The sequence below is a fragment of the Serratia sp. S4 genome (genome assembly GCF_000347995.1).
Taxonomy (GTDB): Bacteria; Pseudomonadota; Gammaproteobacteria; order Enterobacterales; family Enterobacteriaceae; genus Serratia; species Serratia quinivorans.
Genome location: NZ_KB661120.1, coordinates 1,490,004 through 1,513,767, shown reverse-complemented (window position 1 = coordinate 1,513,767; position 23,764 = coordinate 1,490,004). Strand labels below are relative to the sequence as shown.

The window sequence follows — 23,764 nt, the reverse complement described above, 5'->3', positions numbered from 1 at the left end:
ATTGACCAAAAACAATAATTAAATACCAACAAAAATCAACGAGACAGAATTAAAAACCAATAAATAGCGGTTATATATTTATAACATAATGGAATTAAAAGGCCTTGCCATCAACCCGACCACCTTAATATAGAAAACTTTACACAAACACTGCTTATCATTGGCAAAGTGATTGGACTAACCTTGGACAGGAGTTTTTTGCTAGTGGCGACGGCCTGCACGTCAGCGCCGAACTTTCTCGCTGCCAAATCCCCTGACCCAAGGAGCTTTCATGACATCGATTAATCATCTGCTGGTAAAAAACCGCAGTTGGGCAACTCAGCAACAATCCCGCGATCCCAATTTCTTCCCGCAGTTGGCACAGGCGCAGAAACCGCACATTCTGTGGATTGGCTGCTCCGACAGCCGGGTTCCCGCCGAAACTATTGTGCGTGCACAACCCGGCGAGCTGTTTGTACACCGCAATATCGCCAACGTGGTCGAAGAGCAGGATGATAATTTGATGAGCGTGGTGCAATACGCGGTCGAACATCTGGAGGTCGGGGCCATCGTGATTTGCGGGCATTACGGTTGCGGTGGGATCCAGGCGGCCCTGAGCAGCCGTAACACCCCCAGTAAGGACTCACTCACACGCCGTCTCAATTCGCTGCGTACCAAACTGATGCCACATTTGCCGGCTGAGACCGATACCCATGACGACGACCTGAATAAAGCAGCCCACGCCAACGTACAGCTCCAGCTCAATACCCTCAGCAAAACGCAGTTAATACAACGCGCCTGGCGACACAATGCCGGGTTGACGCTGGTCGGCTGCATTTACGACATGCATACCGGATTTTTAAACGTACTGGAACAGCGCAACGCTGCCGGGAGGATGACATGAATCGTGCCGATCTACGTTTTGACCTGCCCGCCGGGCTGGTGGTGTTTCTGGTCGCCCTGCCGCTCAGTCTGGGCATTGCGCAAGCCAGCGGTGTCCCGCCGTTCGTGGGCCTATTGACCGGAGTGATCGGCGGTATAGTCGTCACCCTGCTCAGCCCTTCCCCCTTTTCGGTCAGCGGCCCGGCCGCCGGACTGGTGACCATTGTCACCGGTGCCATGTTGACGCTGGGCGACTTTTCCACCTTCTTATTCGCCCTGCTATTGGCCGGCATACTGCAACTGGCTTTCGGCCTGCTGCGCGGCGGCAAACTGGCAGCACTGATCCCCGGAGCCGTGATCCACGGCATGTTGGCCGCCATCGGCATTTTACTGATCCTGCAACAGTTGCCGCTGGCAATGGGTTATCCGTCCGGGCATGGTCTGAGTGAAAAAACTTCCACCGAGCAACTGCGTGGGGATATTGCCCCAGCGGCGGTCATGCTTACGCTGGGTGCACTGCTACTGATTGTTTTTTGGGGGAAGTCATCGCTCAAACAGCGCCTGCGACTGACGGCATTGCCTGGCCCGCTGGTCGCTGTGCTGTGGGGTTGTCTGTTTGTCTGGCTGGGCCAGAAGATTTGGCCCGCCATCGGCACGCTGCCACGAATTGAATTACCGGCGGTCGATAGCGTTGAAGCGCTGCAAGGGCAATTTTCGCTGCCCAACTGGCAGGCATGGCGTAACCCGGCGGTCTATCTGGTAGCCATAACTCTGGCGATTGTTGCCAGTCTGGAAACCCTGCTGAGCCAGGAAGCGTTGAAAAAGATGGCGCCGATGATGCCGGAACCGTCACCCGATAAAGAATTGCGCGCGCAGGGGGTGGGGAACTGCATTAGTGGGCTGCTGGGCGGCCTGCCGATTACCGCCGTCATTGTACGTAGCTCTGCCAACGTGCAGGCCGGTGCGCGCAGCCGGGTATCTATTCTACTGCATGGCGTGCTGTTGTTGCTCAGCGCCTTGCTGTTTGCCGAACTGCTCAACAGCATTCCATTAGCCAGTCTGGCTGCAATCCTGATCTACACCGGTTTTAAGCTGGCGCACCCGCGTATTTTTATCACTCTGTGGCGTCAGGGACTGCAACAGTTCGTCCCCTTTGCCGCCACCCTCGGCGGCATTCTGGCGTTTGGCATGCTGGCGGGTATTGCCATCGGCCTGGTCGCGCAGCTGCTGTGGAGCCTGTATCAAAGTAACCGTCACGCCCTGCGGCTGACCCGCTACGACGACCATTACCTGCTGCAGTGCCAGCAAAACCTGACCTTCCTCAATAAGATGCGGTTGAAGCATTTGCTGGGGCAGATTGAGCACAACAGCACGGTGATTATCGATTGCGAGGGGATTAATTATCTGGACGATGATATCCGCGCCATGCTCAACGAATACCGCCAAACGGCGGCGGATAAACAGATCAACATCAGTCTGCACCCACCGAGCAACATTCTGGTACGCAATATCTAAGCTAAAACGGCGCCGGGGATAAACCCGGCGCCATAACCGGAAATCGGCAATACGACTGAACTGGCAAATACAGTTTGGAACGCAGATCCCATTGATTAAGTGGCTTGGCTTGGGCGACATAATCAGTAATTTGTTTTTCAACTGAGATGATATTTCCGTAACTGTATAACCCACCTTCCTTAAATTTACGCTCACCGAACATCACACTCTGATAACAGGCGGCATAAAATAGCAACGGGAAAATACATTCTCTTTAGCACAAGGAACACTGTTACGTTATCAATGACCTTTGTAACACAGGAACCAGAACATGTTATATTTGTGTTTGAATTAAAAACGTAAAGTTAAAAACACCGATAATATCGCATCAACCTCAAACAAAAATTAATCGCTAAAGTTTTAGCGCAGCCTGCCGAAAACAAACAGCACTTCTCGCGGCAAAAAAATGCTATTTGCCGCACTGGCATCTCATTGAAATTTCAGGTTGTACTATGTTTGAACGATTAAAAATCTCCCACGGATTAATGGGGATTTTAACCCTGTTCTGTATTATTCAGATATTCTCCGGCGCGTGGAGCATTCTGGATGCCTCCGGTACCAATAACCGCCTTACACAAATATCCTCCGGCTTTCATCAAATCATGGCAATGGATAATGCCTACGCTTCCGTTACCGAACTCCGCGAAGAAGTGCTTAAAGACGCACTGATGCTCACCACGCAGCCGCAAAGTAACGATACCAAAAAGTCCCTTGGTGAACTTCGTCAGCGCCTCGCAGAGGTGGATAAACTGATGGAAAAATTTTATCGGCTATCGCTGTCTGACCAGAGTGAAAACGAGCGCACCAAGAACGTCAAAAATCTGTATGAAAAAGCGCGCGGCGATCTGCTTCAATTAATTATCAGCCTGGAAGATGGCGATATCACCCGTTTCCAGTCAATTATGCACAATAGCTCAGCAACGTATTTTATGTCCGCGCTTGACGATACTTCGGCCTACGTTGCCAACGATATTATTACTCCAGCAGCCGCTGCGGCACAGACCAGCTATCGCCAAATGGTACCTTTATCGCTCGCATTCATTTTCATCTTTATTCTGCTGACCGGTGCGGTTCTGGTGTGGATCAGAAAATATGTGCTGAACAAGATAAACCAAATTATCGACTATCAGGCCGAAATTTCGAACAGGAATTTGGATATTGAAATTAATGCCGGTGGAAATAACGAAATAGGTCGACTGATTAACGGTCTCGTCAATATGCGTAATGAGCTGGCTAATACCGTCTGCACCGTCCGTGCAGGAACGCAAAACATTTATACCGGCGTGCAGGAAATTGCAGCAGGTAACAACGACCTTTCAAGCCGCACAGAAGAACAGGCGAGTTCGCTGGAAGAAACGGCGGCCAGCATGGAGCAACTTTCTGCTACGGTGAAAAACAACGCAGACAGCGCCGCGGCCGCCACCTCATTGGTGAAACGCGCTTCGCAAAGTGCGATCAACGGTGGTGAGATCACGCGCAAAATGGTCATAACCATGAGCGATATCGCCGATAGCTCACGCAAAATTGGTGATATCACCAGCGTCATCGACGGCATCGCCTTCCAAACCAATATTTTGGCACTGAATGCCGCGGTGGAAGCGGCTCGCGCTGGTGAACAAGGCCGCGGCTTTGCCGTTGTCGCCGGCGAAGTGCGTAACCTTGCGCAGCGCAGCGCTCAGGCGGCTAAAGAGATTAAAACGCTGATTGATACATCGGTGCTGCGTGTCGATCAGGGCAACGATCTGGTGGAAAACGTGAGCGGAGCCATGACGGAAATTGTTACCGCCATCGGTCAGGTAACGGAAACCATGCAAGAGATCTCAAGTGCTTCTGAAGAGCAGAGCCGTGGAATTGCACAAATTGCGCAGGCAGTTAACGAAATGGATAAGGTGACCCAGCAGAACGCCGCGCTGGTCGAACAATCGGCTTCGGCCGCCAGTGCGCTGGAAGATCAGGCCAATCACTTGAATCAAACCGTCTCCCTTTTCAAACTCGCCACAAACGCGCCCGCCGGGGTCCGCGTTCAGCCACAGGCGATAGCCGCACCGAAAGTGGTTGCTAATGATAACGGTGAGAATTGGAGCCGTTTTTGAGGCGCTAATGGATAAGATTTGAGTTTGATTTTTTGGCAGCGTGCAGGTTTCGTTTACCTGCTCCGCCTAACGGCACTGATGGATTAACATCGCTGGTAGAGCAACGCCAACAGAATGTTGGCGTTGGAAAGCCGGTGCCATAAAGAGCGGCGTGACTTATGCACGCAGGCGCTGCGCTAACCCTTTGAGGAAATAACGCAGCATCTGATCGCCACAAGGACGGAAGTTTTTGGTGCCTTCTTTGCGGAACAGCGCGCTCAGTTCCGGCTTGGAAATGCGGAATTCCACGGCGGTGAAGATCTGGTGCATGTCGGTATCTTTCAACTCGAAGGCTACACGCAGCTTTTTCAACACCAGATTATTGGTGATTGGCAGTTCCACTTCCGGCGCCGGGAACTTGTCGTCCTTACCGCGCTTGAAGAACACCAGACCGTTCAGGAAGTGCGCCATCACTTCGTCAGGGCAGTTTTCGAACCCCGGCTCGCCTTCCTTGATGACGTAAGTGCTCATTGCCGAGACCGCAACGTCGAAATTATCCAGCTTGATAATCTCAACCATTTTCGCGTCGTTGATACCCAGCATGTAGCGCACGCTGCGCAGCACGTCATTGTTGATCATAGAATTGCCTTTAGCTTGTAAACCGGAAGGCGCGCACATTGTAATACCCTATACTGCTACGCCTTGAATATGTGCGGCAGTATAGGGATCAGAGCGGGGTTTCTCAATCGATTTGGCTTTTTTGCTGATACAGCGGGATGTCTTCGCCAATAATGTATTTATTGCGCAGGATGGATGACACTTTATCCATTATCATCACTACCACCACCAGGATCAGGGTGATAAACATCACCACGTCCCAGTTCCACAGCCGCATGTTCTCCGCATACACCAGGCCGATACCGCCGGCACCGACAAAGCCCAGCACCGCCGCAGAACGGGTGTTGGATTCAATCTGGTACAGGCTGAGCGCCAGAAAAGTGGGGAACGACTGGGTAAAGATACCGTAACGGTGCTTTTGCAGGCCGTTGGCACCGACCGCCGTCAGACCGCGGCTCGGGGATTTATCCACCGCTTCATGCCCTTCGGCATAGAGTTTGCCGAGTAGCCCGACGTCCTGCATGACAATAGCCAATACCCCGGCCAACGGCCCCATGCCAACGGCACGAACGAAAATCAGCCCCCAAATGGCCATGTCAATACCGCGCAGGATATCCAGCAAACGGCGCACCAGCACCGAAATCGGTCGCAACAACGGCGTCGACATCACGTTGCGTGCGGCAAAGAACGACAGCGGCAAGGCAATCAACGAAGCGGTAATGGTGCCGGCAAACACGATGCCGATGGTGATAAATATCTGCTGGAAGTAGTACATAAACGGCCAGTTAACGAAATCATGCCAGACAAACATACGCATGAAATAACGACCAAGCTGATGACAGCCGTTAATAAACTGCGGCCAGGCTATGCCAAAGAACTGGAAGAAGAACAGGTAATACAGTGCGATAGCCGCTGCCACAATGCCGATGGTGCGCAGGTAGCGGCGTTGCTGTGAGAAGATTTCCGGGTGCTGCTGTTTGAGCGTTTGCAGCTTTTCCGTCGAAATAGTGGGTGCCGTTATCATTTTTTCCCCTCCACGACGCGTTTGCGCAATTCACCTGAGGTGTAATCCAGCAGCGAAACTACCAGGATAATCAGCAGCAACGTCATGCTGACCTGATCGTAGCGATCGAGCTTGATATTGGTCATCAGCTCCTGACCAATACCGCCCGCCCCCACCAACCCCAGAATGGTCGACTGGCGGAAGTTGATTTCCAGGCGCATAAAACTGTACGAAAGAAACACCGGTTTCACCTGTGGCCACATGCCAAAACGCATGCGCTGTAACGGTGTCGCTCCGCAGGCCGTCAGCCCGCGCACCGGCTTGTTGGAGGCGGTTTCAATCGACTCATAAAACAGTTTGGTCAGGCTGCCAATGGTGTGCAGCGCCAATGCCAGAAAGCCCGGAATGGCCCCGATACCGAACGCCATCACGAACATCACCGCCCACGCCAGCTCCGGCATGGTGCGTAAAAAGGCTACCAGCGTGCGGATCGCCATGCGCAACGTTGCCGGGCTGTGGGTGTTGTTGGCCGCCAGAAACGCCAGAACGCCCGCCACCAGCACCGAAAGAAGGGTCGCCGCCAGCGCCAGTTGCAGCGTTTCCCAGATCAGCGGCAGTTGAATGTTCAGCCGGTAACCCCAGTAGGCCAATGACCCCTCGGTGTGCCCGTCAGCGAACAGTAAGCGCCAGTGTAAGGTCGGGATGGTTTCTGCCAGATAATCAAAGAAATGAGGGATCGACAGCCACACGGTGTGCAGGTTGAACTCGGCGATATTGCCGGCGCCCAGGTAGAGCGCCACCAGACCGAGCGACCAGATCAGCGTCTCGCGTTTTTGCTTGCTGCGAACCTGCTGGTAATAGTGCGCAAAATCTTTATTCAAAATAGATTTCCATCTTATGGAACAAGGGGTTCAGCACGCTGAACCCCTTTGGATCGATCAGGACGTAATCCGATGATTAACGGTCGCCTTTGGTCAGCTCACGCTTCATATCGATGATGTTCTGGTATTCCGCCAGGGTGGTCTCGCCGATGTGCTGTTTACCGCCCATCGCTTTGATAAAGCACTGGTGATCGTCCTTATCCAGCTTCTTGATCGCGGTGACGACTTTGGCTTTAAACTCTGCCGGCAGCGCGTTGCTCACCAGGATTGGACCGTTCGGGATTAGCGGCGACTGCCAGATAATGCGGATCTGTTTCATCAGGTCCGGGTGATCCATACGGATCATGCGGGTGAACGCGCCGCTGGTATAACCGGTGTTGTAGTCGCCGATCATCGACGCCCAGGTCACTGCACCTTCAAACTGACCGTTCAACACGCCGAGAACGTCCTGCTCATGGCCACCGGAGAAGGTCACGCTGGAGAAAGTATTGTTGTATTTGTTGTCTACCGTGCCGCCAAACAGTTTCTTGAATTCCTGGTTCGGGATCAGGAAGCCGGAGGTAGAATCCGGATCGGCGAAGCCCACGGCCTTGCCTTTCAGGTCTTCCAGCTTTTTATATGGACTACCGGCTTTAACGATCACCACCGAGTGGTAACCACGGGATTGGTCGACGTCATCAACCGCGATGCCGACGATATCCACCGCTTTCGGATCCTTGATGTACACCGAGGCAAACGACGACGGCGACATGCTCAACACCAGGTCGATCTTGCCGCCCAACAGGCCCTGAATGACGCCGGAATAGTCGGAGGAGTTACGCAGTTTGGTGTCAACGCCAAGCTCCTTGTCCAGGAACTGTTTAACGCATTGGTTATCACCAATTTGCTGGGTGGCGTTTTGCCCACCGAGAATACCCAGATTCAATACTTTGGGTGCGTCCGCTGCAGTAGCGTTAAATACCATCATCGCGCCGGCCATCAGGGTGGTCAGACTCAATACTTTTTTCATTACGCTGCCTTGTGTGTAAAGGTAAAAGTGAAGAAATACTCAATGGATTTGATTGGCTTCCTCGCCATACAGCTGGTGCAGTATCCGTTCGTTCAGTTGCGACGGATGACCGTCAAACACAATTTTGCCCTGGGCAATACCAATCACCCGGGTGCAATATTCTTTCACCAGTTCGACCGAGTGCAGATTCACCATCACCGCAATGTCGTTTTCACTGACTTTTTGCAGCGCATCCATAATGCGACGGGTGTTTTTCGGATCGAGTGATGCCACCGGCTCATCGGCCAGCAGAATTTTGGGGTTTTGCATCAGCGCACGGCAAATCGCCACGCGCTGCATCTGACCACCGGACAGGTTCTCGGCGCGCTGCAACGCATGCGGCAGCATATTGAGCCATTGCAACAGTTCGATGGCGCGGGCGCGGTCGGCGTCATCAAACAGTTTGAAGAAGGATTTCAGGGTAGAAGTGTGGCTCAGACGACCCAACAGCACGTTGGTTATCACGTCCAACCGTGGTACCAGGCAGAAGTCCTGGAAGATCATGCCGCAACGGGCACGCCACTGGCGCATTTGGCGGGCGCTCAGTTGTGCGATGTCCTGTGCCACACCGTCATCTTCAAAGTGCAGCATCTCGCCGCAGCTCGAAGGAATGGTGCCGTTCAGGGTGTGCAGCAGAGTAGATTTACCGGCGCCGGAACGGCCGATCACCGCCACGAATTCGCCAACGTGCAGGTCGAAATTGATATCGTCCAGCACTCGTTGCTGTGATTTATAAGCTTTGCCCAAGCCTTTTACCGATAACACCTTGCGGGAGGATAGCGGTTGTTGCCCTGGAAAGTCGGTGGTTGCTAGTTTTAACTGTGCCTGACCCATATGATTTCTCTGGTTTCAGTGGCTAATCATTATGGGCACCTATTAACGAATAACTTTGTGACAACGGGATGATGGTTTTATGGCCGGGAAATGACGAATGCCGTCATTTCCCGCCGGGGTTAAAAGCGAATAAGGCCTTTAATCAGCTGCTGGTTATTGATCACCTGTTCTTCATAATGCTGCGCCAGGCTGTCGAAGTCGAACTGGTGGGACAGCATCATCCGGGCGGTGATCGCCCCTGCCGCCATCAAACGGCCGACCTTGGCGAAATCCTCTTCGGTCGCATTGCGACTGCCCATCAGGGTGGTTTCTTTTTTATGGAACTCGGGGTCCGAGAATTGCAAATCCCCCTTGAACAGCCCAACAAAAACGATGCTGCCGCCGTGACGGATCAGGTTGACGGCATTGTTCATCGCCTGTCGGCTGCCGGTGGCGTCGATCACTTTCGCCGCCAACATACCGCCAAACTGGCCACGCAGTTGGGCTTCAAACTGCCCGTCCTGCGGGTCGAGCGTCGGCAGTTGCAGCACCTGCTCGACATGCCGCCGCCGTTCGGCGCTGGTATCAACCACCACCACCTGCGCCCCGTCAGCCTTGGCGATCGCCGCCACGCCCAGGCCGATGGGCCCGGCCCCCACCACCAATAGCGGATCGTCCGGCGCTATGGCCGCACGGCGAACCGCATGAGCGCTGATGGCAAACGGCTCAATCAGGGCCGCGGCCTCTGGCGCCACGTCGTCCACCGCCAGCAGGTTGCTGACCGGCACGCTGAGATACTCGCAAAAGCCGCCGTCCTGATGTACGCCAATCACCGAAATATTCTCGCAGCAGTTGGTTTTGCCACTCTGGCAGGCACCGCAATGATGGCAGGCAAGATAGGGCATCACCGTCACGCGCTGCCCTACCTGCCAGCCGGCCGTCTGACTGCCGAGACTGACAATTTCGCCGCATATTTCATGGCCCAGGACCCGCGGATAACTAAAGAAAGGTTGCTGACCGGACCAGGCGTGAATATCCGTGCCGCAAATGCCCACGGTAATCATTTTGATCACCGCTTCGGCCTGCGCAGGAATAGGTGCCGGACGCTGCTGATAAATTAATTTCGTTGGTTGCTCGAGAACTAATACTTTCATTTTTTTATAACCTCCCCTTTATTTATGGGAAGAGTTATTAAATAAAAGCGCCGCCAGGCATGAAGTCGGAAGCGAGATCTGTGAAGCAGTACAAAATAAACCGCTTTAAATTGGTTTTAAATAGATAAAAAACAGCCGAGGCTCGCATGAGCAGAACCCAGAACCTGCGCCACAATGTGGTTAACCAGATGATTGACGGTATCAATAATAACCACCTGTGCTCGCCGCTGCCCTCCCAGGCCGCATTGGCCGAAATGTACAATATCAGCCGCACCACGGTGCGCCATACGTTGACGCATTTGTTCCAACGCGGCGTGCTGGAAAAGGTCGGCGACGACTATGTGATTTTACGCCAGCCACAGCCGGAAGACGGTTTCGACTGCCAAAGCCCTTCCCTGGACGAGCAGGGAAAAAGGTTCGAAAAAGCGTTCTACCAGATGATTAATCAGAAACAGCTGCGCGCCGGGGACAGCTTCAGCGAGCTGCAACTGGCGCGCGCGGTCAATGTAAGCCCGGTGGTGGTGCGGGAATTTCTGCTGCACTTCAGCCGTTACAATCTGATCGAAAGCAGCAAGCGCGGGCAATGGCGTATGAAGCAGTTTGACCAGCGTTATGCCGAACAACTGTTCGAGCTGCGCCAGATGCTGGAAACGCACGCCCTGTCCCACTTTATCAATCTGCCGGCGCATGACCCACGCTGGCTGCAGGCCAGGGAACTGCTGAGCCGCCACCGCCAATTACGGGAAGACATCAGCGACAATTATCGCCTGTTTTCCCAGTTGGATCGCGACTTCCACCTGCTGATCCTTTCCGCCGCCAATAACCCTTTTTTCAATCAGTCGCTGGAGATCATTTCGGTGATTTTCCACTTCCATTATCAGTGGGATGAGACCGATCTTAAACAGCGTAATATCATTGCCATTGAAGAACACATGACCATTCTCAGCGCGCTTATTTGCCGTAACGATCAGGAAGCCATCAACGCGCTGCACCGCCATTTGGATACCGCCAAACAGTCGATGATCCGCTCACTCAATCAGACCATCGCCTGAGCCACAGGGTGTTTTTTATCGATAAAAAACACCCTGCCGTCATTTAAAACCGATAAAAAGCAGCAAAATACTGGCTGTCGCACGGAACCGTAACAAAACCCACCGCCTAAAATATTTCGCCCTCTAGGCTTACTGCCGACCACCTGCTAATACCTTCATTAAGACACCACCCAGGGGAATACCCGGAATAATAAATATTATTAATGCGAAATTCTGGAGGATGAAATGGAAAGAAGTCATACGATTAATACCGGGAAGGAACAGGGTGAACCCTATTCCGATCACATAATTCCGATGCCGCCGGAGGGAATGCTGGTTCGTTCGGCCAGAATTAAAAAAATTCAAACCACGGCCATGTTGTTGTTATTTTTGGCAGCCATAATCAACTTTCTCGACCGCAGTTCGCTCTCGGTGGCGAACTCCACCATCCGGCAAGAAATGGGGCTGAGCGGTACCGAAATCGGCTTGTTGCTGTCGGCATTCTCCCTGGCCTATGGCATCGCCCAATTGCCCTGCGGCCTGCTGCTGGATCGTAAAGGTCCACGCATCATGCTGGGGATCGGCATGTTTGTCTGGTCGGTATTCCAGACGCTGTCCGGCATGATCCACAGCTTTACCCAATTTATCTGGGTACGTATCGGGCTGGGAATTGGCGAAGCCCCCATGAACCCGTGCGGCGTAAAGGTGATCAACGACTGGTTCAATATCAAGGATCGCGGCATGCCGATGGGTATTTTTAATGCCGCTTCGACCATCGGGCTGGCGATTAGCCCACCGATCCTCACCGCCATGATGCTGGCCTTCGGTTGGCGCGGCATGTTTATCACCATCGGCGTATTGGGTATCGCACTGTCCATCGGCTGGTACATGCTGTACCGCAACCGACAGGACGTCAGCCTGAGCGCTCAGGAACAGGCCTATTTGAATGCCGGTAGCGTCAGCGCCCGACCTGAACCGATGAACTTTCGCGAGTGGCGTGCGCTATTCAGGAACCGTACCATGTGGGGCATGATGATTGGCTTCAGCGGTATTAACTACACCGCCTGGCTGTACCTGGCCTGGCTGCCGGGTTATCTGCAGACCACTTACCATCTGGATCTGAAAAGTACCGGGCTGCTGAGTGCCATTCCGTTCCTGTTTGGCGCCGCCGGCATGTTGTCGAACGGCTTCGTCACCGACTTTTTGGTACGTCGCGGCATGGCACCACTGAAAAGCCGCAAAATTTGCATCGTCGCCGGTATGTTACTGTCCGCTTCCTTTACTGCCGTGGTCCCTCAGGCCACCACCACCTACAGCGCGGTATTGTTGATCGGCATGGCGCTGTTTTGCATTCACTTTGCGGGGACCTCCTGCTGGGGCCTGATCCACGTGGCGGTGAATTCACGCATGACCGCTTCGGTCGGCAGCATTCAAAACTTCGCCAGCTTTATCTTTGCCTCATTCGCGCCAGTGGTCACCGGTTGGATCCTGGATACCACCCACTCTTTCAGCCTGGCCCTTACCCTCTGCTCCTGCTTTACCGTCATCGGCGCGCTGTCGTATATCTTCGTGGTTAAACACCCGATCGTTGACAGCGCCGCCTGACGCTCACCCAACAGAGGGGCTGGCACTCAATTGAGGGTAAAGAAATCCAGCCCCAATGCGGCCTTCACCTGCCCCAGCGTTTGCCGACTGACCTGGTCGGCGCGTTGGGTCCCCTGACGCAGAATGCGCAACAGCTCGCCCTTGTCGGCCAGGTATTGCGCCCGACGCGTGCGGATCGGCTCCAGCAGGCTTTGCAGGCAATCTTCCAACAGGCGTTTGATTTTCATGTCGCCCAACCCACCACGGCGATAGTGCGCCTTCAGATCCGCCACCAGCGCAGCGTCCTCGCAGAAAGCATCCAGATAGGTGAACACCATGTTGCCCTCCACCCGGCCGGGATCGTTGATATTCAGGTGGCCCGGATCGGTAAACATGCTCATCACCGCCTTATGCACCCGATCGGCGTCGGCGCCCAGGGTGATGGTGTTACCGCGTGACTTCGACATCTTGCCCTGCCCGTCCAGGCCCGGCAGACGGCTGACGTGACTTAACAATGGCTGGCACTCCGTCAAGACTTGTCGGCCGACAATGTGATTGAAACGCCGCACAATCTCGTTGGTTTGCTCCAGCATCGGCAATTGGTCGTCGCCGACCGGCACGTGAGTGGCACCAAAGGCGGTAATGTCCGCCGCCTGACTGACCGGGTAGACCAGAAAGCCGGCCGGCAGACTGCGGGAAAAGTCTTTTTCGATGATTTCACTTTTCACCGTCGGATTGCGTTCCAGCCGCGCCACGCTGACCAGGTTGAGATAATACATGGTCAACTCAGCCAACGCAGGCAGCGCGGATTGCAGGCAAATCGTGGTCTTCTGCGGGCAGATACCGACCGCCAGATAGTCGGCGACCAGATTAAGCACGTTGGTGCTGATTTTTTGCGGGTTGTTGCCGTTATCGGTCAGCCCCTGCAGGTCCGCCACCAACACCGTTTGCTGATGGTGTTGTTGCAGCTCAACGCGCTGGCGCAGTGATCCGACGTAGTGACCCAAATGCAGGGAGCCGGTGGGACGATCGCCGGTCAGAATGGTATAGCTCATTGCCTTGCTCCTGAAAGTAAATACACCGCCGGATCAACGCAATAAAAATGCCGCCAGAACCGGCGGCATTGAAAAGAGGTGTGAATACCCGTGCCGCCTTCAGAAGAGGCGCCACCAGGACTGATTGAGTGTGGTTTGCATCGGTATATTCATGCTTTTAAGTTATCCCCCAGTATGGGTGTTGTCAATCACCGCTGGTTGCCAAATTCAGCGCCTGTTCAGCGGCAATACGACAAAAAGCGTCAGTCAGCGGTGAAGCCGTGCGCCACGCCAGCGCCAGCGTATAGGCTACCGGGCTGCCTGTGCCGCTCAGTTCGCGGAACACCACGCCGGGGGATTGCAGTCTTGCAAACAGGGCCGGCATCAACGCGATCCCCACACCGCCCGCCACCAGCCCGCCGATGGTCTGCATCTGCCGTGCCTCCTGCACGATACGCGGACTGAATCCCGCCACCGCACAGGCCTGCAGGATCGCCGTGTGCATACCGGGGCCGTAATGCGCCGGAAACAGCACCCAGGGTTGATCGGCCAGGCTGCTCAACGTCACTTGCTGCTGCGTCGCCAGCGGGTGGTTTTCCGGCAATGCCAACACCATGCGATCGAACAGGAAAGGCAAGATCTGCAAGCCCTCTTGCGGCGTTACCGGCAGCACCACCATGCCAATGTCGGCGCGGTCATCGCGCAGGGCGATCAATTGCTCGGCGGTCGTCGCCTCCTGCAAATGAAACTCCGCCTGTGGATGCGCCTGACGAAACTGCCGCAGGATGCCCGGCAACAGAGCGTTTACCGTGCTGTCGACGAAGGTCAGGCGCAGCGATTCGGTCAGACCACGTGCCGCACGGCGGGTATTGCCGAGGGTGCGCTCAAACTGCGCCAGCGTTCGCCGCGCCTCAATCAGAAACACTTGCCCTGCTTCGGTGATCCTGGTGACGCGGTTGCCGCGCTCCAGCAGCAGCACGCCCAGCTCCTGCTCAATCTTTCGGATAGCGGCAGTCAGCGGGGGTTGTGCCATATGCAAGCGCTCGGCGGCGCGGTGAAAGCTCATTTCTTCCGCGACGGCAACAAATTGCCGCAGTTGGCGTAGTTCAATCACGCAATACCTTTTTCGTATTTTGAAAGCATAAATAGAGTATTGGATGTATCAATAGCAAAAGCCAATACTTTCCCGACCGCACAGTGCTGCGCCATTCCGGTGCACCCGGCGAGAAAGGAGAACAGTTATGACGCAACGTACAGCGATTGTTACCGGCGGTTCCAGCGGTATTGGGCTGGCCATCGCTCAACAACTGGCGCAACAGGATTACCGAATCGCCATCGTGGCGCGCGACCCGCAACGCCTGCAGCAGGCGGCGCAGCAAATTGGCCCCGCTACCCGCTACTATTCGGCGGACCTGAGCCGCCGTGGGCCGGTGGAAGACGTCGTCGCCCAGTTGGCAGCCGATCTCGGCACGGTGGATGTCCTGATTAACAACGCCGGATTTACCCGGGTAATTGCCGCCGATACGCCGTTGGCGCAGGCCGAACAAGAATGGGACGCGGTGATCGAAGGGAACCTGAAAAGTACCTTCCTGTTTACCCTGGCGATGTTGCCACACCTGAGCAAACCGGGCGGCCGCATCATTAATCTGAGCTCAATTGCCGCCCAATGCGGCAGCGGCAGCGCGGGTGCATTAGGTTATTCCGCCGCCAAAGCCGGGGTGCAGGGTTTTACCCTCAGTCTGGCACGCGAACTTGGCGAGTTGGGGATTACCGTCAACGCCATTGCGCCGGGGTTTATCGCCGATACTCGCTTCTTCGGCGCCGGGCTACCGCAGGACCGCATTGACGCCATTGCCGCTGAAACGCCGATGGGCCGCACCGGCCGGGTGGAAGACATCGCCAGCGCCGCACTGTGGTTGGCGTCAAAAGAAGCCTCGTTCGTCACCGGAACCATCACCTCGATTAACGGCGGTGCGCGGGTCGGTTAAGAAAACAGAGCTGGCCAAAGTGGCAGCACGCAGGGCGGGATTGAAATAACGTTAGCGGGCCCAACGCATATATCGGGCCCGTTTTTTATCTGGCGATCAGAAGTGAATTTCCGCCGTCGGCAGCGCGTTGATCAACACGCCGTAGCTTTCAATATTCGATAGTGTGGCGTTGTGATGGGCGCGGATCTGCAAGCCAGTAGCGTGGGCTTTGTCATGACTGGTATGGGCGTCGGCGGCCAGCGTCACCGGATAGCCTAACCCGGCGGCACGACGAGTGGTGGTGTCGACACAAAACTCGCTGGAGTAGCCGCAAACCACCAGGTGCGAAACAGCGTTAGCCACCAGCAACGGCCCCAGTCCGGTCCGCAGGAAGGAGTCCGGCGTGGTTTTCTCCACCCGATGATCGCCGTCTTTAACTTGCAAACGGCCGTCAATCTGCCAGGCATCGCTGCCGTGCGCCAGCTCATCGTCCGGAGTCTGGTGCTGGATAAAAATCACCGGTACTCCAGCCCGACGGGCAGCAGTGCTCAAACTGTTAATGCGATCAATCGTCGCTTCGGCATCGGCCGGCGGCGGCGTAAATAACCCTTGCTGCACATCAATAATTAACAGAGCGGACGTCATGATAACTCCCGTGAATTTAATCGGCGATCAGCATAGCGGTTGGCGCGGACGGAAGATATGGTCAACGCCCTGCTCACGTAACTTATTCACCAGATCGTGACCACCATTCGGTGTCGCGTGCGCCAGCAGACGCTCGGCCTCAAATACCGGGCTGGCCCAGAAGATATTCACCGGGTCGCCATACTGTTTTGGCAGGTTCAGGTGCTCGCTATACGGGTAAAACGACGAGGAAAGCACGTAGCCCTCATAACCCTGTGGTGCCACCTCAGATTCCAGAGTATGACCTTCGCCAAACCAGGTAATCTTAGCCCATGGCGCATGGGCGAACCCGGCCAGTGCGCTGGCCATCTGCACCGCGTTCTCTTCGGTCATGTACTGCCCGTCGATGGCGATGCCCATTTCCATGCGGCGGTAATGGGAAGCGTCGTCGTTGAACAGGATCTCTACCCACGGCATTGGGCGGATACTGACGCCCATGGTGAGAAAATAGTAGATGCCGTCGCGCTCATGTTGGGTGATGGCCATTGGTGGCCACTTGCCCTGATCGATCGCGTAGTATTTCACCGAAGGGCCAAAATGCTGATCGTAAATCGCCTGATAGTCGTTCTGCATTTTTGGCCATGGGTTACCCTCTTCCCGCTGCCAACTGCGCCAGAACTGGCGGGTGTTTTCCGCCAGCGCATACTGGGTATTGGTGGAGGCGGATCCCAGCGGATAAGCCAATGGACTTTCCTTGATGCAACTGGCGGAATAGCACACCGAGTGGTCAATATACAGGCTCCAGCCGGGGATCACCGCCAGCAGTTGGCCGTAATACCACAGCGCCGCACCGTCGTCGCTTTCCGTCCAGACTACCATCAGCCCTTCCGGGTTCAGTGGCGCTTCACCCTCCAGATTGCGGCAAAACTCGGCGGCCAGCATCGGTGGCTGTCCCAGTGCCAATGCCGCACTGTCTTCCTGCTGCGGCGCGGCCGCCAGGTTACGCAGCCAGCAGGCGCGCACCTGAAAACGTTCGCTATTTTCTTCTGAAGGATAAATATAAAAATAGGCAGCCCGACTATCTTGCTGAACCACCGCCACCAGCGTCTGGTTCTCATTACTGACTTCAGCAAGTACCTGTGACTCGTTCATATAACCTCAAATAGGGTCAAGGCGCAGAATAACGCTGCACGCTAAATAAAATGGAAATTGGCTTTCGCCCAGTGTAAAGCGCATTAGCGGTCGGATCACCCGTAAAAGTCTCAAAAGTGTCCCTAAACATTGGGTTATTGGTAAGAATTATAGCGTGCGCGGGTTCAGACTGGTCGGCCAATTCGCCGTAGTGCACGTTGATAGGAGCCGTTGCGCATCGAGGCTCGCAACACTTTACCTACGCCACCGACACCGGCGCGCACCAGTTTTTGCCGCAGGACGCCGGGAGAAAAACCAAACTGCTGCTGCGCCCACTCCGGTAGCAGATCTATGCCCGCCTGCATCACCAATATGCCAAAAGGTCGTGCCAGCACGCTCGGTGCCGGGGCCGCCAACAGAATACGAGCCACTTCCTGCGTGCGCTCATCGCACACCAACTGTGACCGCATGCGCTGCAGGTAATCCTCGACCGCCGCGCAAGAGATGGGGATATCGCGTGCCCCCAGTGCAGCGGCGACTCGCGCCGTCTCACGGTAATAGCCGTCCTGCTGTTCGCGGGAAAGATGCGGATTGCGGTAGCGTAAATGGCTGGCTAAAAAGCAGCTGCTTTCCACCACGTGCACCCAGGTGAGCAAGTCAGGATCGCTGGCGGCATAAGGCCTGCCGTCGCTGCTGACGCCGTTGACCCGCAGGTGAATGGCTTTGACTTTGGCGATCAGCCGTTCAGCCTCGGCGGTGGGGCCAAAGGTGGTGACGGAGACAAACTGGCTGGTGCGGCGCAGGCGGCCGAGCATATCGTCGCGGAAATTGGAATGATCCCAGACGCCGGCCAGCGCCAACGGGTGCAGCATCTGCAGCAGTAAGGCACTGACGCCCCCGCACAGCATGGTGGTGAAATCACTGTGTACCTGCCAAATGACCGACTGCGGCCCATACAGGCCCGGATCGCCCGGCGGGTTTTCAAAATCGACATCGCCAAGCGCCAGCCCGGTCAGGCCGATCACCTGTTTTTCTATCGCTGCACGTATCACTTCCATCCTGACTGACCCCCATTATCGCCTGGCGGCCAGTGTAACATGCAGCGGAAGGCCGCTTTTAACTCTGCGGGTCGAGATCGCCCAGCAGCACAATCTTGCCGGCAAAGCTGCGATCCTCCAGCCGGCGGTGAGCGGCCGCCCCTTCACTGAGCGGGAAGGTTTCGATATGGGGCACGGCAAACTCGCCGTTCTGCCAACTACTGAACAGACGCTCGGCTCTTTCTCTCCTTGCCCCGGCGCTATTAAGGTAGGTCCAGAGGTCGCCACCGACCACGCCTTTGGAATCCATCATCAGGTCGTAGGCGGAAATAGCGGGTGTCTCGCCACCTGCCATGCCGAAAGTGACCACCCGACCGCCGGGACGCAGCGCGTCGATGCTCTGTTGCAGCGTGATGCCCACCGAGTCAAAACCGTACTCAACGCCACCGTCGGTCAGCACGGCAATTTGCGCGACCCAATCCTGCTGATAAGTGAAAGCTGCCGCTGCGCCGTTGTTCAGTGCGATCTGCTGTTTGTACGCCGAAGACACCACGGCGTAAACCTGTGCGCCACGCGCCGCCAGCATACGCGTCAGAATTTGTCCGACACCGCCCGCCGCTGCATGCACTAAAGCACGATCGCCCGCTTTCACCTGCACGCTGTCATTAATCAGGTACTGCGCCGTTAGCCCCTGCAACAAAATTGAAGCTGCTTCGACGTCGCTCAGTGCCTGTGGCAGCCGCAGTGCATGCTCCACCGGCACGTTGATTCGCGTGGCGTGGCAGAATGGGACATCAGCGAAACCAATTCGCTCCCCCAACTGCCAGCCATCAACCCCTTCGCCCACGGCGATAATGGTTCCCACACCTTCGTAACCGCCGATATGTGGCGGGTTGCCGTGCAGCACGTAATTGCCCTTGCGGCGGTAGATATCAGCGAAATTCAGCCCGGCGGCCCCCATGCGCACCTGCACCGCACCCGCCGGTACCGCTGGCGTCGGCAGCTCAAGGTATTCGAGCACGTCCGGCCCGCCAAAATGTTCAAATGCTAATGCGTGCATGTTGCTGCTCCGAAAAGTTTCCGCCAATAACACACTGACGGTCGATAGAATGATTATCGCAAAGCGCTATAATCAGGAGAAGTGGCCCACAGAGCATTCAGAAAACACCAGGGGTTTATAATGGACCGATTAACCAGCATGGCGGTGTTTGTGCGGGTGGTGGAAAAAGGCAGCTTCGTTGCCGCCGCCGAGGAGATGGCAATCTCCCCGACCATGGTCGGCAAACACATCCGCTACCTGGAGCAACGGCTGAATGCGCCGCTGCTGAACCGTACTACCCGCAGACAGGGGCTGACCGAGACCGGGCGAGTGTTCTACGAACGTTGCCGCCGTCTGTTAGCTGACGCCGATGCCGCCGAAGCTAGTGCCCGGGCGCTATTGAGCTCCCCCAGCGGCCTGCTGCGCATCAGTGCCCCCGTCACTTTCGGCAACCGCGTACTGACGCCGATCCTCACCGAGTTCCTGCAGCGGCACCCGGAGGTAGAAGCGGAAGTGGTGCTGTCGGACCGCAAGGTAGACTTGATTGAAGAAGGCTACGAGGCGGCGTTTCGCATCGGGCCGGTGGCAGACGATGGCCTGGTGGCCCGCGCCCTGCCCGATTACCGCATGACGCTGGCCGCCTCACCGGACTATCTGGCCCAGCAGGGTGTGCCAACCCAGCCGGAGCAACTCAGCGCACACAGCTGCTTTGGTTTTAGTCAGTGGGACGGCAACCATTTCTGGCGCTTGCAGGGGCCACAAGGGGAAGTCAGCGTGCCGGTCAGGCCGCGGCTGCGGATGGACTCTGGCGAAGGGGTACGTCGGGCGGTGCTGGCCGGTTTCGGCATCGCGCTGCATGCCTGCATGCTGCTGGATGAAGATATTGCCAGCGGCCGATTGGTCCGGGTGCTGCCGGATTATTCACCGCTATCGCGGCCAATGCATCTGGTCTATCTGCCCGAACGACGGCAGTCACCCAAGCTGGAAGCTTTTATCGCCCTGACCGTCGCCAGACTCTGGGGCCGCGTTTAAAATAAGTAAATCAACACAGGAGTTTCCATGATCACTATCCGAGCACGTGCAGCACAAGACAATGCGCAACTGGCGGAGATTTGGCAGCGTTCGGTACGCGCCACCCACCATTTTCTCAACGAAGAGAATATCGCCCAACTCTACCCGTTGGTGCTTAACGACTATTTGCCGGCGGTTGACGTTTGGGTTGCGGAAGACCGGCCCGGTCATCCCTGCGGTTTTATCGGGCTAAGCGGCAATAAAGTAGAAATGCTGTTTATCGATGCGGAGCAACGTGGCAAAGGCGTCGGCAGAGCGCTGCTGGCCCACGCCGAATCGCTGCATGATGAGTTGCAGTTGGATGTTAATGAACAGAACCCGCAGGCCAGCGGTTTTTACCGCCACTACGGTTTTGAAATTACCGGCCGTTCGGCACTTGACGGTCAGGGCAATCCTTTCCCGCTGCTGCACATGAAGCTCGACAAGCGTTAAATGCAATAAAGCGGCCAAAGCCCCGTTGGCCGCGGTTTCACCATCACCTCTGCTCATCACTTTATATATCAAATAAGAATATCTAATAGAATCTATATTCTTCCTGTCACTATAAACCCCCGGTAGGATTGCCCTGTATTCACCAGCAACAGACATCCCGCCTGCCCTTATTCCAGGAAGCCGAACACTGCCTGGCGTTACGCACCCTGGGCGGAATTCTGTGACGTATTAATAAGGATCAACTTCGCTATGATCGTTCTTTCGAACGTTTGCAAAACTTTTGACAGTGCACAGGGCCGCGTCGTCGCGGTGGATGATGTCAGTCTGGCCGTTGAAGCCGGGCAAATCTACGGCATTATCGGCTACAGCGGAGCGGGTAAAAGCACCCTGATCCGTTTGCTTAACGGGCTGGAGGCACCCACCAGCGGCAACATTCAGGTCGAGGGGTTCAATATCGCCGGAGCCAGGGGCGACCAGTTACGCCAGGCACGCCTGAAAATCAGCATGGTGTTTCAGCATTTCAACCTGCTGTGGTCACGCACCGTCAGCCAGAATATTGCCTTCTCGATGCAAATAGCCGGCGTGCCCAAAGCGCAAATAAACCCACGCGTGGCCGAGCTTATCGCACTGGTTGGCCTGCAGGGGCGTGAGGATGCTTATCCTTCGCAGCTTAGCGGCGGACAGAAACAGCGCGTCGGCATCGCCCGCGCCCTGGCCAATAACCCTGGGGTGTTACTGTGTGATGAGGCCACCTCAGCGCTCGATCCCCAGACCACCGACTCGATTTTGGATCTGCTGCTGGATATCAACCGCAAACTGAACCTGACCATCGTGCTGATCACCCACGAGATGCACGTAGTGCGCAAAATTTGCCACCGCGTGGCGGTGATGGAAAACGGCCGCATCGTCGAAGAAGGCCCGGTGATCGATGTTTTCACCCGGCCGCAGCAGCCGATTACCCAGCAGTTCGTTAAACAGGTTTCGCAATATCAGGAAACCGAGGAAAACTTTAACCCTTTACTGGCTCAGCATCTGCCGGGCGCAATTTTCAAGCTGACCTTTGTCGGAGTGCAAACCCATCAGGCGGTGATTTCCGACGTGATCCTGCGCTACAAGGTGAGCATTAACATTCTGCACGGCAAAATCAGCCAGACGCTGAACGGCTCCTTTGGCGAGCTGTATATCCACGTCGAAGGCAACAACCTGCAAATCGACAGCATGCTGAAATTATTGAGAGAACAACAAATCGCCGTTGAGGTGATTAAACATGATTGAGTCATGGTTCCCTCATTTGCGTATTGACCAGTTGCTGAACGCCACCTGGGAAACCCTGTACATGACCGGCATCGCCGGGTTGGCCACGTTGGTGCTTGGCATCGTACTGGGCGTACTGCTGTTTCTGACCTCTCGCGGCCAACTGTTGCAAAACCGCGCCGTCTATTCGCTGATTTCAGTGCTGGTCAACGTATTCCGCTCCATCCCCTTCATCATTCTGATCGTGCTGCTGATCCCGTTCACCAAGACGCTGATCGGCACCATTTTGGGGGCCGATGCCGCGCTGCCGGCGCTGATTGTCGGCGCCGCGCCCTTCTACGCCCGGCTGGTTGAAATTGGCCTGCGCGAGGTGGACAAGGGAGTCATAGAGGCGGCACGTTCCATGGGGGCCAAAACCAGCACCATTATTTTCCGCGTGCTGCTGCCGGAGTCTTCCCCGGCGCTGGTTTCCGGAATTACCGTCACCCTGATAGCACTGGTGAGCTACACCGCCATGGCCGGAGTGATCGGCGCTGGCGGGCTGGGCAATCTGGCCTATCTGGAAGGTTTTCAACGCAATCACGGTGACGTGACGCTGGTGGCGACGCTGACGATCCTGCTGATCGTTTTCGTTATCCAGTTCATCGGCGACACCATTACAACAACGCTCGATAAACGATAAATAACCAGGGAATAATGATGATGAAAAAGCAAATAATGATGCTGGCTTTCGCCTCACTGACCGCGTTGAGCTCCTTTGGCGCCGCCGCGGAAACTAAACTGGTGGTTGGCGCGTCCAACGTGCCGCACGCGGAGATCCTCGAACAGGCCAAGCCGATTCTGGCGAAGGAAGGCATCGATCTGGTGATCAAACCTTTCCAGGACTACATCCTGCCGAACACCGCGCTGGCCAGTCACGATATTGACGCCAACTATTTCCAGCACGTGCCCTACCTGAATTCGGTGCTGAAGGACCATGCAGGCGATAAGAGTTACGACTTTGTCAGCGCCGGGGCCATCCATATCGAGCCGATCGGCATTTACTCCAAGAAATATAAAAGCCTGAAAGATCTGCCGGACAACGGCAAAATCATCATGCGTGATGCCGTGGCGGAAGAAGGACGCATTCTGTCTATCTTTGAAAAGGAAGGCGTAATTAAGCTGAAACCGGGCGTGAGCAAGGTCGATGCTCGCATTTCTGACGTGGTGGAAAACCCGAAACACCTGAAGTTCCTGGCGAACGTGGAAGGCGCGCTACTGCCGCAGATGTACAACAACGATGAAGGCGACGCGGTGGTGATTAACGCCAACTACGCCATCGATGCCGGACTGAACCCGACCAAAGACCCGATCGCGGTCGAAAGCGGTGAAAACAACCCGTATGCCAACATTATCACCGTGCATAAGGCCGACGTGAACAAGCCGGAAATCGTAGCGCTGGTGAAAGTGCTGCACTCCAAGGCGATTCAGGACTTCATCCGTCAAAAATACCAGGGCGCGGTGATCCCGGTTAACCAGTAATGCCCAATCAGGCCGCAGCAATGCGGCCTGATTTC

At 55.5% G+C, this 23,764-nt stretch carries 23 protein-coding genes; 11 read left to right on the top strand and 12 right to left on the bottom strand.

Annotated elements, in window-relative coordinates; all coding sequences use genetic code 11:
• Positions 1-271 precede the first annotated feature (271 nt).
• From SERS4_RS0107865 to SERS4_RS0107850, 3 genes are all read left to right on the top strand, one after another.
• Positions 272-883 carry a carbonic anhydrase gene (locus tag SERS4_RS0107865; protein WP_017892058.1) on the top strand — a complete coding sequence of 204 codons (612 nt, stop codon included), beginning with the start codon at positions 272-274 and terminating at the stop codon, positions 881-883.
• Positions 880-2,376 (top strand): SulP family inorganic anion transporter, encoded by a 1,497-nt coding sequence (locus tag SERS4_RS0107860; protein WP_017892057.1) that lies wholly within the window; start codon positions 880-882, stop codon positions 2,374-2,376. Before SERS4_RS0107865 ends, SERS4_RS0107860 begins: the two co-directional genes overlap by 4 nt.
• Positions 2,377-2,867: 491 nt before the next feature.
• The gene (locus tag SERS4_RS0107850) at positions 2,868-4,508 is read left to right on the top strand and encodes a methyl-accepting chemotaxis protein (protein WP_026142265.1); all 1,641 of its coding nucleotides are present in this window, start codon (positions 2,868-2,870) and stop codon (positions 4,506-4,508) included.
• Between the two features lie 156 nt (positions 4,509-4,664).
• On the opposite strand, the gene SERS4_RS0107845 is transcribed toward SERS4_RS0107850, so the two are convergent.
• The 6 genes from SERS4_RS0107845 to SERS4_RS0107820 all read right to left on the bottom strand — a co-directional run bounded on the left by SERS4_RS0107845 (position 4,665) and on the right by SERS4_RS0107820 (position 10,004).
• Positions 4,665-5,126, bottom strand: a complete 462-nt coding sequence (locus SERS4_RS0107845) for a DUF1456 family protein (RefSeq protein WP_017892054.1) — start codon at positions 5,124-5,126, stop codon at positions 4,665-4,667.
• Positions 5,127-5,229: 103 nt separating this feature from the next.
• Positions 5,230-6,129, bottom strand: a complete 900-nt coding sequence (phnE, locus tag SERS4_RS0107840; RefSeq protein WP_012005846.1) for a phosphonate ABC transporter, permease protein PhnE — start codon at positions 6,127-6,129, stop codon at positions 5,230-5,232.
• Positions 6,126-6,989, bottom strand: a complete 864-nt coding sequence (phnE, locus tag SERS4_RS0107835) for a phosphonate ABC transporter, permease protein PhnE (protein ID WP_012005845.1) — start codon at positions 6,987-6,989, stop codon at positions 6,126-6,128. Before phnE (SERS4_RS0107835) ends, phnE (SERS4_RS0107840) begins: the two co-directional genes overlap by 4 nt.
• A 76-nt stretch (positions 6,990-7,065) precedes the next feature.
• Positions 7,066-7,998, bottom strand: a complete 933-nt coding sequence (phnD, locus tag SERS4_RS0107830) for a phosphonate ABC transporter substrate-binding protein (RefSeq protein WP_012005844.1) — start codon at positions 7,996-7,998, stop codon at positions 7,066-7,068.
• Between the two features lie 39 nt (positions 7,999-8,037).
• Positions 8,038-8,871, bottom strand: coding sequence for a phosphonate ABC transporter ATP-binding protein (gene phnC, locus SERS4_RS0107825; protein WP_012005843.1), 834 nt, complete (start codon positions 8,869-8,871; stop codon positions 8,038-8,040).
• A gap of 119 nt (positions 8,872-8,990) precedes the next feature.
• Complete coding sequence (locus SERS4_RS0107820) at positions 8,991-10,004, bottom strand: zinc-binding alcohol dehydrogenase family protein (RefSeq protein ID WP_017892053.1); 1,014 nt, start codon at positions 10,002-10,004, stop codon at positions 8,991-8,993.
• Between the two features lie 146 nt (positions 10,005-10,150).
• Between SERS4_RS0107820 and SERS4_RS0107815 the strand changes: the two genes are divergently transcribed.
• Positions 10,151-11,056 (top strand): GntR family transcriptional regulator, encoded by a 906-nt coding sequence (locus SERS4_RS0107815; RefSeq protein WP_017892052.1) that lies wholly within the window; start codon positions 10,151-10,153, stop codon positions 11,054-11,056.
• A 225-nt stretch (positions 11,057-11,281) separates the two neighbouring features.
• A complete protein-coding gene (locus tag SERS4_RS0107810; protein WP_026142264.1) occupies positions 11,282-12,640 on the top strand; it encodes an MFS transporter in 1,359 nt (452 codons plus the stop codon).
• Positions 12,641-12,666: 26 nt separating this feature from the next.
• Here the strand turns inward: SERS4_RS0107810 and trpS are convergent, their stop codons facing one another.
• Together trpS and SERS4_RS0107800 are read right to left on the bottom strand one after the other, a co-directional pair.
• The gene (trpS, locus tag SERS4_RS0107805; RefSeq protein ID WP_017892050.1) at positions 12,667-13,674 is read right to left on the bottom strand and encodes a tryptophan--tRNA ligase; all 1,008 of its coding nucleotides are present in this window, start codon (positions 13,672-13,674) and stop codon (positions 12,667-12,669) included.
• Positions 13,675-13,858: 184 nt separating this feature from the next.
• The gene (locus SERS4_RS0107800; protein ID WP_017892049.1) at positions 13,859-14,767 is read right to left on the bottom strand and encodes a LysR family transcriptional regulator; all 909 of its coding nucleotides are present in this window, start codon (positions 14,765-14,767) and stop codon (positions 13,859-13,861) included.
• A 127-nt stretch (positions 14,768-14,894) separates the two neighbouring features.
• Between SERS4_RS0107800 and SERS4_RS0107795 the strand changes: the two genes are divergently transcribed.
• Positions 14,895-15,641, top strand: coding sequence for an SDR family NAD(P)-dependent oxidoreductase (locus SERS4_RS0107795; RefSeq protein WP_012005837.1), 747 nt, complete (start codon positions 14,895-14,897; stop codon positions 15,639-15,641).
• Positions 15,642-15,737: 96 nt separating this feature from the next.
• Here the strand turns inward: SERS4_RS0107795 and SERS4_RS0107790 are convergent, their stop codons facing one another.
• The 4 genes from SERS4_RS0107790 to SERS4_RS0107775 form a co-directional block, all read right to left on the bottom strand.
• Entirely contained in the window at positions 15,738-16,265 is a 528-nt protein-coding gene (locus SERS4_RS0107790) for a cysteine hydrolase family protein (protein ID WP_017892048.1), read from the bottom strand.
• Between the two features lie 27 nt (positions 16,266-16,292).
• The gene (locus SERS4_RS0107785; RefSeq protein WP_017892047.1) at positions 16,293-17,396 is read right to left on the bottom strand and encodes a suppressor of fused domain protein; all 1,104 of its coding nucleotides are present in this window, start codon (positions 17,394-17,396) and stop codon (positions 16,293-16,295) included.
• 164 nt (positions 17,397-17,560) lie between these two features.
• The gene (locus SERS4_RS0107780; RefSeq protein ID WP_017892046.1) at positions 17,561-18,433 is read right to left on the bottom strand and encodes an oxygenase MpaB family protein; all 873 of its coding nucleotides are present in this window, start codon (positions 18,431-18,433) and stop codon (positions 17,561-17,563) included.
• A gap of 58 nt (positions 18,434-18,491) precedes the next feature.
• Entirely contained in the window at positions 18,492-19,472 is a 981-nt protein-coding gene (locus tag SERS4_RS0107775) for a quinone oxidoreductase (protein WP_017892045.1), read from the bottom strand.
• Between the two features lie 120 nt (positions 19,473-19,592).
• Between SERS4_RS0107775 and SERS4_RS0107770 the strand changes: the two genes are divergently transcribed.
• From SERS4_RS0107770 to SERS4_RS0107750, 5 genes are all read left to right on the top strand, one after another.
• A complete protein-coding gene (locus tag SERS4_RS0107770; RefSeq protein ID WP_017892044.1) occupies positions 19,593-20,483 on the top strand; it encodes a LysR family transcriptional regulator in 891 nt (296 codons plus the stop codon).
• Positions 20,484-20,510: 27 nt separating this feature from the next.
• Entirely contained in the window at positions 20,511-20,954 is a 444-nt protein-coding gene (locus SERS4_RS0107765; protein WP_017892043.1) for an acetyltransferase, read from the top strand.
• Between the two features lie 249 nt (positions 20,955-21,203).
• Positions 21,204-22,229: a methionine ABC transporter ATP-binding protein gene (locus tag SERS4_RS0107760; RefSeq protein ID WP_017892042.1), complete on the top strand. Its 1,026-nt coding sequence runs from the start codon at positions 21,204-21,206 to the stop codon at positions 22,227-22,229.
• The gene (locus SERS4_RS0107755) at positions 22,222-22,890 is read left to right on the top strand and encodes a methionine ABC transporter permease (protein ID WP_012005829.1); all 669 of its coding nucleotides are present in this window, start codon (positions 22,222-22,224) and stop codon (positions 22,888-22,890) included. Before SERS4_RS0107760 ends, SERS4_RS0107755 begins: the two co-directional genes overlap by 8 nt.
• 17 nt (positions 22,891-22,907) lie before the next feature.
• Positions 22,908-23,729 (top strand): MetQ/NlpA family ABC transporter substrate-binding protein, encoded by an 822-nt coding sequence (locus SERS4_RS0107750; protein ID WP_017892041.1) that lies wholly within the window; start codon positions 22,908-22,910, stop codon positions 23,727-23,729.
• Positions 23,730-23,764 lie beyond the last annotated feature (35 nt).

Bases quoted from the DNA above. Each gene is read 5' to 3' on its own strand.
- SERS4_RS0107865 (WP_017892058.1), top strand. From the start codon at position 272: ATGACATCGATTAATCATCTGCTGGTAAAAAACCGCAGTTGGGCAACT.
- SERS4_RS0107860 (WP_017892057.1), top strand. From the start codon at position 880: ATGAATCGTGCCGATCTACGTTTTGACCTGCCCGCCGGGCTGGTGGTG.
- SERS4_RS0107850 (WP_026142265.1), top strand. From the start codon at position 2,868: ATGTTTGAACGATTAAAAATCTCCCACGGATTAATGGGGATTTTAACC.
- SERS4_RS0107845 (WP_017892054.1), bottom strand. From the start codon at position 5,126: ATGATCAACAATGACGTGCTGCGCAGCGTGCGCTACATGCTGGGTATC.
- phnE (WP_012005846.1), bottom strand. From the start codon at position 6,129: ATGATAACGGCACCCACTATTTCGACGGAAAAGCTGCAAACGCTCAAA.
- phnD (WP_012005844.1), bottom strand. From the start codon at position 7,998: ATGAAAAAAGTATTGAGTCTGACCACCCTGATGGCCGGCGCGATGATG.
- phnC (WP_012005843.1), bottom strand. From the start codon at position 8,871: ATGGGTCAGGCACAGTTAAAACTAGCAACCACCGACTTTCCAGGGCAA.
- SERS4_RS0107820 (WP_017892053.1), bottom strand. From the start codon at position 10,004: ATGAAAGTATTAGTTCTCGAGCAACCAACGAAATTAATTTATCAGCAG.
- SERS4_RS0107815 (WP_017892052.1), top strand. From the start codon at position 10,151: ATGAGCAGAACCCAGAACCTGCGCCACAATGTGGTTAACCAGATGATT.
- SERS4_RS0107810 (WP_026142264.1), top strand. From the start codon at position 11,282: ATGGAAAGAAGTCATACGATTAATACCGGGAAGGAACAGGGTGAACCC.
- trpS (WP_017892050.1), bottom strand. From the start codon at position 13,674: ATGAGCTATACCATTCTGACCGGCGATCGTCCCACCGGCTCCCTGCAT.
- SERS4_RS0107795 (WP_012005837.1), top strand. From the start codon at position 14,895: ATGACGCAACGTACAGCGATTGTTACCGGCGGTTCCAGCGGTATTGGG.
- SERS4_RS0107790 (WP_017892048.1), bottom strand. From the start codon at position 16,265: ATGACGTCCGCTCTGTTAATTATTGATGTGCAGCAAGGGTTATTTACG.
- SERS4_RS0107785 (WP_017892047.1), bottom strand. From the start codon at position 17,396: ATGAACGAGTCACAGGTACTTGCTGAAGTCAGTAATGAGAACCAGACG.
- SERS4_RS0107780 (WP_017892046.1), bottom strand. From the start codon at position 18,433: ATGGAAGTGATACGTGCAGCGATAGAAAAACAGGTGATCGGCCTGACC.
- SERS4_RS0107775 (WP_017892045.1), bottom strand. From the start codon at position 19,472: ATGCACGCATTAGCATTTGAACATTTTGGCGGGCCGGACGTGCTCGAA.
- SERS4_RS0107770 (WP_017892044.1), top strand. From the start codon at position 19,593: ATGGACCGATTAACCAGCATGGCGGTGTTTGTGCGGGTGGTGGAAAAA.
- SERS4_RS0107765 (WP_017892043.1), top strand. From the start codon at position 20,511: ATGATCACTATCCGAGCACGTGCAGCACAAGACAATGCGCAACTGGCG.
- SERS4_RS0107760 (WP_017892042.1), top strand. From the start codon at position 21,204: ATGATCGTTCTTTCGAACGTTTGCAAAACTTTTGACAGTGCACAGGGC.
- SERS4_RS0107755 (WP_012005829.1), top strand. From the start codon at position 22,222: ATGATTGAGTCATGGTTCCCTCATTTGCGTATTGACCAGTTGCTGAAC.
- SERS4_RS0107750 (WP_017892041.1), top strand. From the start codon at position 22,908: ATGATGAAAAAGCAAATAATGATGCTGGCTTTCGCCTCACTGACCGCG.